Here is a 9,147-nt window from a genome sequence, read left to right on the forward strand (position 1 = left end):
ACTGAGCTTAGTTGGTGCGCGCAAATGTGCGAGTTTTTGCCCCGTGCGCGGGTTAAATCAAGGGGTCCCAGCGTTGCGACCAGTCACTCTCGGCCTTGACCACGTCGCGCAGTAACGCCAGGGCCTGTTGCAGCACTGCCGAGTCGCGCGCCCGCGAATACACCACGAAGGTCGGGAAGTTGAATTCCGGGGCCTTGGGCACGCGCTGCATCACGCCGCTGTCCAGGTAGCTTTGCACCACCCGCGTGCGGAAGTAGCCGGCGCCGCCATTCTCCAGGATGTACTGCAACGCCAGCGGCCCGAGGTTGAAACTCAGCGCGGCACGGGCCCGGTCGGGCAGGGCGGCGTCATGCTGCTGGCGAAAGCCCGGGCCCCAGTCGATGTAGACGTACGGGTCCGGCTTGCTCACCAACTGCACCAGGATGAGTTTTTCTTCCAGCACCTGCTCGACCTGCAGCCCAGGCCAATATTGGGGTTGGAACACCAGCGCGGCATCGAGTACACCGAGTTCGAGTTGGCGCAGCAGGTATTCGCCCTCACGCACTTCGGTGCGCAGCGCATGCCCAGGGATCTGCTCGCGCAGGGCCTGGGCCCAACCGAGCATCAATGGGTTGCACAGGCTCACTTCACCGCCGATATGCAGCACGTTGCGATAGCCATCGGGCAACGGCAGGTCACGCCGCGCGGCTTCCCAGGTTTGCAGCAGTTGGTTGGCGTACACCACAAAGGCCTCGCCGTCGGCGGTCAGGCGCGCACCGGCGCGGTTGCGGATAAACAGCGTGCTGCCCAACTGGCTTTCCAGGCTCTTGACCCGCGCGGTGATGGCGGTCTGGGTAACGTGCAGCTTCTCGGCCGCGGCGGCGAGGCTGCCGCAGCGGGTGATTTCGAGGAAAGTGCGTGCCAGTTCGATGTCCATGAAACCCCCGGGAATGAATGGGCACAGTGTAATGGAATGCGATCAAGACCGGGGGCGGGTGCCCACTACAGCTTCCATAGGGGATTGGCGGTGTCGGCCTGATTTCAATCCCCTGTGTGATCGCAGTAGCCGGCGCGACGAAGCCCAAGTGTGGGAGTTGTCGAGCCCCAGCGAGGCTGCGAAGGCGGCGGCATTGCTGGCATTTTCTGCGCCTGAGACACCGCTTTCGCAGCCTCGCTAAAGCTCGACAACTCCCACAGGGGATTGGCGGTGTGGCCCTTATTTCAATCCCCTGTGGCATCGCAGTAGCCGGCGCGACACAGCCCAGGTGTGGGAGTTGTCGAGCCCTGGCGAGGCTGCGAAGGCGGCGGTATTGCTTGCATTTTCTTCTTCTGAGGCACCGCTTTCGCAGCCTCGCTAAAGCTCGACAACTCCCACAGGGGATTGGCGGTGTCGGCCTGATTTCAATCCCCTGTGGTATCGCAGTAGTTGGCGCGACGCAGCTCAAGTGTGGGAGTTGTCGAGCCTTGGCGAGGTTGCGAAGGCGGCGGCATTGCTGGCATTTTCTGCGCCTGAGACACCGCTTTCGCAGCCTCGCTAAAGCTCGACAACTCCCACAGGGGATTGGCGGTGTCGGCCTGATTTCAATCCCCTGTGTGATCGCAATAGCCGGCGCGACGCAGCTCAAGTGTGGGAGCTGCCGAGCCTTGGCGAGGTTGCGAAGGCGGCGGCATGGGCGATAGAGGGGGTGGCTGACCTGCCACCCCCGAAAGCCACCCAGTTAAGTCGGCTTCAGGTCGGCGTCTGCGGCGCTTGCAAGTGCGGTGTGGGGAACGCTTTGGCGTACACCTGGCAGACCTTCAGCACCTGTTCATCGGCAAACCGCGCGCCCACCACATGCAACCCTACCGGCAGACCATTCGCCGCCAGCCCGCATGGCACCGATGCCGCCGGTTGCTGGGTCAGGTTGAACGGGTAGGTAAACGGCGTCCACTCCATCCATGCCTGCATCCCGGAAGCCGGCGGCACGTTGTGCCCGGCGTCGAACGCGGTGATCGGCAGCATCGGCGACACCAGTATGTCGTAATGCTCATGGAACGCGGCCATCTTCGCCACCAGCGCCGCGCGGGCTTCGAGGGCGTCGTTGAAGTCGCCAAGACTGAGCTGTTCACCGCGTTGTGCGATGCGCAACAGACCGGGGTCCAGCAGCTGTTTTTGCGCATCACTCATGGCGCCGGTCAGGCGTGCGGCACCGGCGGCCCACAGGGTATTGAACACTTCCAGTGGGTCGCTGAAGCCTGGATCGATCTGCTCGACATGGGCGCCCAATTGCACCAATCCCTCGACTGCCTGGGCCACGACCTTGGCAACCTGCGGATCGACCTTCACATAGCCAAACGTCGGGCTATAGGCCACGCGCAACCCTTTGAGGTCCGCAGCGCCCGTCAACCAGGGCGTCGTCCGCGGCGCGCCGATCAGGCCGTCCCGCGCGTCTGGCTGGGCGATGGTCTGCAGCATCAACACGCTGTCTTCCACGGTGCGGGTCATCGGCCCCAGGTGCGACAGAATCGTCATGGAACTGGCCGGCCACTGCGGCACATAACCGAACGTCGGCTTGATCCCGAAAGTGCCGGTAAACGCGCACGGAATCCGGATCGAGCCGCCGGCATCGCTGCCCTGGTGCAATACGCCGAGGTTCAACGCCGCCGCTGCACCGGCGCCGCCGGACGAACCGCCCGCCGTGGTGCGTGTGTCCCACGGGTTGCGCGTGATGCCGTACAGCGGGTTGTCGGTCACGCCTTTCCAGCCGAACTCCGGGGTGGTGGTCTTGCCCAGCAGCACGGCGCCGGCCTTGCGCATCAAGGCTGAGAACGGCGCGTCGACGTCCCACGGCCCTTCGGCGGATGAGGTGCGCGAGCCCTTGCGGGTGGGCATGCCGATTGTCAGCGTGAGGTCCTTGATCGACGCCGGTACACCGTCCAGCGCGCCGCAGGGCTGGCCCTTGAACCAACGCTGTTCCGAGGCTCGCGCAGCCTGCAGCGCGCCTTCGGGGTCGACGTGGCAGTAGGCGTTCACCACCGGGTTGTAGCGTTCGATACGCAGCAGGGCGTCCTCGGTGACGTCCACCGGTGACAAGGTCTTGTCGCGAAAATGCTGCAGCAGTTGCACCGCCGTCAGTTGGCCCATCTCACTCATGCCCGGTCCCCCTGTGCCGCATTGACCATGGCGCGCAACAGCACCGCGCAGCCTGCCGCGAGGTCATCCGGCGCGGCGTTTTCGATTTCGTTGTGGCTGATGCCGCCTTCGCACGGCACGAAAATCATCCCGGCCGGGCCGAGTTCGGCGACGAAAATCGCGTCATGCCCGGCACCGCTGACGATGTCCATATGGCTCAAACCCAGCGCGCCTGCCGCGTCGCGCACGGCGTTGACGCACGCCGGGGCGAAGTCCAGGGGCGGGAAGTCGGCGGTCGGCGTCAGCTCGAACGTCAACCCATGCCGGGCCGCGCTGGCTTCGATCACGCTGCGCACTTCATCGACCATCGCTTGCAGCTTGTCCGCATGCAGGTGGCGCAAGTCGAGGGTCATGTGCACCTGGCCGGGAATCACATTGCGCGAGCCGGGGTGCAGGCTCAGGCAGCCGACGGTGCCACAGGCGTGAGGTTGCTGCTGGTAAGCGATGCGGTTGACCGCGCTGACCACCTCGGCGGCGCCGACCAGGGCGTCCTTGCGCAGGTGCATCGGCGTCGGGCCGGCGTGGGCTTCGACGCCGGTGAGGGTCAGGTCGAACCACTTCTGGCCCAGGCAACCCATCACCACGCCAATCGTGGTGGCCTGGTCTTCCAGCACCGGGCCCTGTTCGATATGCGCCTCGAAATACGCCCCCACGGGATGGCCGAGCACCGCACGGGAACCGGCATAGCCGATGCGCTGCAGCTCGGCGCCCACCGACAGGCCCTGGTCGTCGAGCTTGTCGAGCGTGTCCTGCAGGTCGAATTTCCCGGCAAACACCCCGGAGCCCATCATGCAGGGCGGAAAGCGCGAGCCTTCCTCGTTGGTCCAGACCACCACCTCGATCGGCGCCTGGGTTTCGATGTTGAGATCATTGAGGGTGCGGATCACTTCCAGCCCGGCCATCACCCCGTAGCAGCCGTCGAACTTGCCACCGGTAGGCTGGGTGTCGATATGGCTGCCAGTCATCACCGGCGCCAGGGCCGGGTTGCGCCCAGGGCGACGCGCAAAAATATTGCCGATGGCGTCGACACTCACGCTGCACCCGGCGGCCTCGCACCACTGCACAAACAAGTCGCGGGCCTGGCGATCGAGGTCGGTGAGGGCCAGGCGGCACACGCCGCCCTTGACCGTAGCGCCGAGTTGGGCGAGGTCCATCAGCGATTGCCACAGACGGTCGCGATTGATCAGTGGGGCATTGCTCTGGAGCGGTTGCGCAAAGCTATTCATCAGTGTTCTCCGGTCAGGCGCTCAGGGCCAGGTAGCGGTTCTTGATGGTCGGGTCGGCGCGGAAGGCGGCGGCGCTGCCCTCGTAGACCACGCGGCCCTGTTCGAGCACGTAATGGCGGTCGGCGAGCTTGTCGCAGACCATCAGGTTCTGTTCCACCAGCAGCACGGGGAGGCCGTCGTCCTTGACCTTGCGCAGGATCTTCACCAGCTCGTCGACGATCACCGGGGCGAGGCCTTCGGTGGGTTCGTCGAGGATCAGCAGCTTGGGATCGTTGAGCAGGGCGCGGGCGATGGCGAGCATCTGCTGCTCGCCGCCGGACAGCGCGTGGCCGGCGTTTTTGCGCCGCTCCTTGAGGCGCGGGAACATGCCGTAGACGTCTTCCAGCTGCCAGCGGCTGGTCTTGCGCGCGGCGATGCGCAGGTTTTCCTCGACGGTGAGCAGGCGGAAAATCCCGCGGTTCTCCGGCACCAGCGCCAAGCCCTGGCGCGCGATTTCAAAGATCTTCTGGCCCACCAGTGCCTGGCCATTGAAGTGAATCTGGCCCTGGCGCGGGCAGATGATCCCGAGAATGCTGCGCAGCGTGGTGGTCTTGCCGGCGCCGTTGCGCCCCAGCAGCGTCACCAGCTCGCCGGGGTTGACGGTCAGCGACACGCCTTCGAGCACGTGGCTCTTGTCGTAGTAGGAATGGATATTGTCGACGATCAGCATCAGGCAGCCTCCCCAAGATAAGCCGTGCGCACACGTTCATCGGCCCGCACGAATTCCGGCGTGCCTTCCACCAGGATCTGCCCGTGGCTCATCACCGTGATGCGTTGGCTGATCGACATGACAATGCTCATGTTGTGTTCGATCAGCAGCACCGTGTGGTCGCGGCCGAGGTCGCTGATCAGCTGGGTCATGATCGGAATGTCATCGATGCCCATGCCCGAGGTGGGCTCGTCGAGCATCAACAGTTTCGGTTTCGAGCAGATCGACATGCCCACCTCCAGCACGCGTTGCTGGCCGTGGGAAAGCTCGCCGGCCAAGGTGTCGGCACGCGCGCTGAGCTGCAGGCGTTCGAGCACCTGGTCGGCCATCTCCAGGTGTTCGCGCTTGCTGTCGACCCGGCGCCAGAAGTTCAGCGCGCGGGCACCGTCGCGGCCTTGGGCGGCCAGGCGCAGGTTCTCGCGCACGCTGAGGTTCTGGAACAGGCTGGTGAGTTGGAACGAGCGCGCCATGCCCAGGCCTACGCGGCCGTGGGCGGGCTTGCGCATCAGGTTCTTACCGTCGAAATGGATCGCCCCGGCAGTGGCCTGGCGCTCACCGGTCAGGCAATGAAACAAGCTGGTCTTGCCCGCGCCATTGGGGCCGATGATGGTGTGGATGGTGCCGGCTTCGACCTTGAGGTTCACGCCATTCACCGCATGGAACGCGCCGTAGGCCAGTTCCAGGTCTTTGGTTTCCAGCAGGATGCTCATAGCACTTCCTCCTTGGTGATCACAGCGGCCTTGCGCGGGCCTCGCACCTTCTCGAACAGCGACGCCAGGCCTCCCCACAACCCACCGCGCATGAAGATCACCACCAGGATCAGGATCACCCCCAGCAACATCAGCCAGCGCGGCCACAGGTCGGAGAGAAAATCCCCCAGCAGCACGATGGAACCGGCCCCCAGCAATGAGCCGAACAGCGAGCCGGTGCCGCCGACGATGGTCATGATCAGGATGTTCTCGGACATCGCCAGGTCGATATTCGACAGCGGCACGAAGTGCAGCAGCATCGCGTACAGCGCGCCGGCGATGCCGGTGACCGCGCCGGACAGCACGAACACCAGGATCTTGAAGTGGCGGGTGTCGTAGCCGATGGCCGAGGCGCGGGTTTCGTTTTCGCGGATCGCCATCAGCGTGCTGCCGAATGGCGAAGCGATCACTCGGCGTGCGCCGATGAAGATCAGCAGGAACAGCACTGCGACAAACCCATAGAACGCACGGGCGTCGGCCAGCGACAGCAGCACGGTGTCGCCGAGGCGGATTTCCGGGCGCGGCACGCTGAGCAGGCCGTTGTCGCCACCGGTCCAGTCGCTCAAGGTGTAGGCCACGAAGTAGGCCATCTGGCTGAACGCCAAGGTCAGCATCACGAAGTAGATGCCAGTGCGCCGGATCGCCAGGGCGCCCACCAGCAAGGCCAGGAAGCCACCGGCCACGGCAGCGCCGAGCAACGCGGTGAACAGGCCCAGTTGCAGATGAATCATCAGCAGCGCCGCGCAATAGGCGCCGGCGCCGAAGAAGATGCCTTGGCCAAACGACAGCAGCCCGGTGTAGCCGAGCAACAGGTTGCAGGCGAGGGCGGCCATGGCAAAGATCAGGATCTCGGTGGCCAGGGTCGCCGAGGGCAGCACCAAGGGCAGGCCGATCAGCACCGCGAGTACCCACAGCAACATGGCTTTGGATTGGGTCTTGGCAAACGGCAGCGGATTTTTCTCGCTCATCTCAGGCTCTCCCGAACAGGCCGTAAGGGCGTACCAGAATCACCACGGCCATTGCGCCGTAGATCATCAGGCTCGCGCCTTGGGGCCAGAGTGTGGTCATCAGGCTCTGCACCACGCCCACCAGCAAACCGCCGACCAGCGCACCGCTGAACGAGCCCATGCCGCCGATCACCACGACCACGAAGGCCACGCCGAGGATCTCCGGGCCGACAAAGGGCTGCGCGCCGCGCAACGGCGCAAACAGCACGCCGGCGACACCGGCCAGGGCCACGCCGAGGGCGAAGGTCATGGAAAACAGGCGGAAGATATTCGTGCCCAGCAGCGACACGGTTTCGGTGCTTTCACTGCCGGCGCGCACCAGTGCGCCGAAGCGCGTGCGTTCCAGCAGCAGCCACAGGCCCAGGCCGACCAGCCCGGAAAACACGATGAGGAACAGGCGGTAGTAGGGGTAGACGAAGTCGCCGACCACCAGCACCCCGCGCAGCAGTTCCGGCACGGCGACGCTCTTGCCCACCGGGCCCCAGATCATCACGCTGGCTTCCTGGATGATCAGTGCGATCCCCAGGGTGACGAGGATCTGGAACATGTGTGGCAGGTGGTAAATCCGTTGGATCAACAGGCGCTCGATCACCCACGCCAACGCAGCCACCACCAGCGGCGCGATCAGCAGGGCCAGCCAGAAGTTGCCGGTGAGGCTCACGGCGGTGTAGCAGATGTAGGCGCCCAGCAGGAAGAACGCACCGTGGGCGAAGTTGACGAAGTTGAGCAGGCCGAAAATGATCGTCAGCCCGACCGCGATCAGGAAGTAGATCATCCCCAATCCCAGGCCGTTGAGTATCTGGAACAGATAAAGATTAAGCATGCAGAAACCCTCGGACAGGCGGCCGCGAACGCGGCCCTGTCGTGTTTAGCGAGTCAGCGGGTCAGGCGAGCGTGCAGCCCGTAGCATCCACCGGCGGGAAGGACTGGCCGGCGCTGAGCACCTTGGCCAGGTCGTCCTTGTCGGCCATGTCGCCGGCGGCCTTGCCGATCAGCAGGTAGTAGTCCTTGATCACCTGGTGGTCGCCGGCGCGGATCGATTCCTTGCCGGTCGGGCCTTCGTAGCTCAGGCCCTGCATGGCCTTGGCCACGGTCGGCCCGTCGAAGCTGCCGGTGGCGATGATGGTTTCGAGCATGACCTTGGTGCTGATGTAGTCAGCGGCCAGCGGGTAGGTGGGGTTGATGCCGTACTTGGCCTGGGTCAGCTTGACCAGCTCGCGGTTGAGCGGGGTGTCGACCTGGTGCCAGTACTGCGCGCCGAGGTACACGCCTTCGAGCACATCGCTGCCCAGTTCCTGGAATTGATCGAGACCAGCGGACCACACCAGCAGCACTTTCATCCGCTCCTTGATGCCGAAGTTCACCGCCTGGCGCAGGGTGTTGGACGACTGGCTGCCGAAATTCAGCAGCACCAGCACGTCGGGCTTGGTGGAGATGGCGTTGGTCAGGTAGCCGGAGAATTCCTGTTCCTGCAACGAGTGATAGCTGTTGCCCACGTGCTCCAGGCCGTGTTCCTTGAGGACATTTTTGGCGCCTTCGAGCAGGGCTTCACCGAACACGTATTGCGGGGTGATGGTGTACCAGCGCTTGGCTTCCGGCAGCAGCTTGATCAGCGGCACCATGGTTTCGCGGATCGCGCCGTAGGTCGGCACCGACCAGCGGAACGTCGCCTTGTTGCAGTCCTTGCCGGTGACTTCGTCGGCACCCACCGGGGTCATGAACACGCCGCCGACCTTGTCCACTTCCTTGGCCACGGCCAGCGCCGAGGACGACAGCGTGCACCCCTGGAAGAACCGCGCGCCGTCCTGCTGGATGGCTTCCTGGACCTTGCGCACCGCCTTGCCGGCGTTGCCTTCGGTGTCGATCACCTTGTAGTTCAGCGGGCGACCGAGCACTTCGGGATGCTGTTCCACCGCCAGCCGCGAACCCATGTCGGCAAACTTGCCATAGCTGGCAAAGGCGCCGGACATGGACTTGAGGCCGTAAAAGGTAAAGGGCTCGGCGGCGAATGCCGAACGCACGCTCAGCGGAAGGCTGAGGGCGGCGGCGGCGGTGAGACTGGCTTTCAACAACGTACGACGCTGCATGGGGTGACTCCCTGGTTTAGTTATTGGCAGGAGTAGCAATGGCGATACGGTGGAGCAGGGCCTGTGGGCAGGCCTTTTTATTGAGGCGAAACGCGGTCAGGAAATGTGCGGGCGGGCTTGCTCGCGAATACGGTGCATCAGTCTCCGGATGCTTTGCTGACCCACAGCATTCGCGAGCA

8 protein-coding genes are annotated in these 9,147 nt (G+C 64.4%); all 8 read right to left on the reverse strand.

Features of this window, described 5'->3' with window-relative positions; genetic code table 11:
- Positions 1-52 precede the first annotated feature (52 nt).
- The 8 genes from QMX97_RS11620 to QMX97_RS11655 all read right to left on the reverse strand — a co-directional run bounded on the left by QMX97_RS11620 (position 53) and on the right by QMX97_RS11655 (position 8,968).
- Complete coding sequence (locus QMX97_RS11620; protein ID WP_065904037.1) at positions 53-916, reverse strand: LysR family transcriptional regulator; 864 nt, start codon at positions 914-916, stop codon at positions 53-55.
- A gap of 792 nt (positions 917-1,708) precedes the next feature.
- Positions 1,709-3,112 carry an amidase gene (locus tag QMX97_RS11625; RefSeq protein WP_282396974.1) on the reverse strand — a complete coding sequence of 468 codons (1,404 nt, stop codon included), beginning with the start codon at positions 3,110-3,112 and terminating at the stop codon, positions 1,709-1,711.
- Positions 3,109-4,377, reverse strand: a complete 1,269-nt coding sequence (locus QMX97_RS11630; protein WP_282396975.1) for a Zn-dependent hydrolase — start codon at positions 4,375-4,377, stop codon at positions 3,109-3,111. Before QMX97_RS11630 ends, QMX97_RS11625 begins: the two co-directional genes overlap by 4 nt.
- Before the next feature lie 13 nt (positions 4,378-4,390).
- On the reverse strand, positions 4,391-5,086 hold the full coding sequence (locus QMX97_RS11635; protein WP_106803310.1) for an ABC transporter ATP-binding protein: 696 nt from the start codon (positions 5,084-5,086) through the stop codon (positions 4,391-4,393).
- Positions 5,086-5,835 carry an ABC transporter ATP-binding protein gene (locus QMX97_RS11640; RefSeq protein WP_015884778.1) on the reverse strand — a complete coding sequence of 250 codons (750 nt, stop codon included), beginning with the start codon at positions 5,833-5,835 and terminating at the stop codon, positions 5,086-5,088. Before QMX97_RS11640 ends, QMX97_RS11635 begins: the two co-directional genes overlap by 1 nt.
- Entirely contained in the window at positions 5,832-6,842 is a 1,011-nt protein-coding gene (locus QMX97_RS11645; RefSeq protein WP_065904023.1) for a branched-chain amino acid ABC transporter permease, read from the reverse strand. The genes QMX97_RS11640 and QMX97_RS11645 overlap by 4 nt, the downstream gene beginning before the upstream one ends.
- Position 6,843: 1 nt before the next feature.
- Positions 6,844-7,704, reverse strand: coding sequence for a branched-chain amino acid ABC transporter permease (locus QMX97_RS11650; RefSeq protein WP_015884776.1), 861 nt, complete (start codon positions 7,702-7,704; stop codon positions 6,844-6,846).
- Between the two features lie 61 nt (positions 7,705-7,765).
- Positions 7,766-8,968: an ABC transporter substrate-binding protein gene (locus tag QMX97_RS11655; protein WP_282396976.1), complete on the reverse strand. Its 1,203-nt coding sequence runs from the start codon at positions 8,966-8,968 to the stop codon at positions 7,766-7,768.
- Positions 8,969-9,147 lie beyond the last annotated feature (179 nt).

The sequence above is a fragment of the Pseudomonas sp. PS01298 genome (assembly GCF_029959745.1).
Taxonomy (GTDB): Bacteria; Pseudomonadota; Gammaproteobacteria; order Pseudomonadales; family Pseudomonadaceae; genus Aquipseudomonas; species Aquipseudomonas aylmerensis.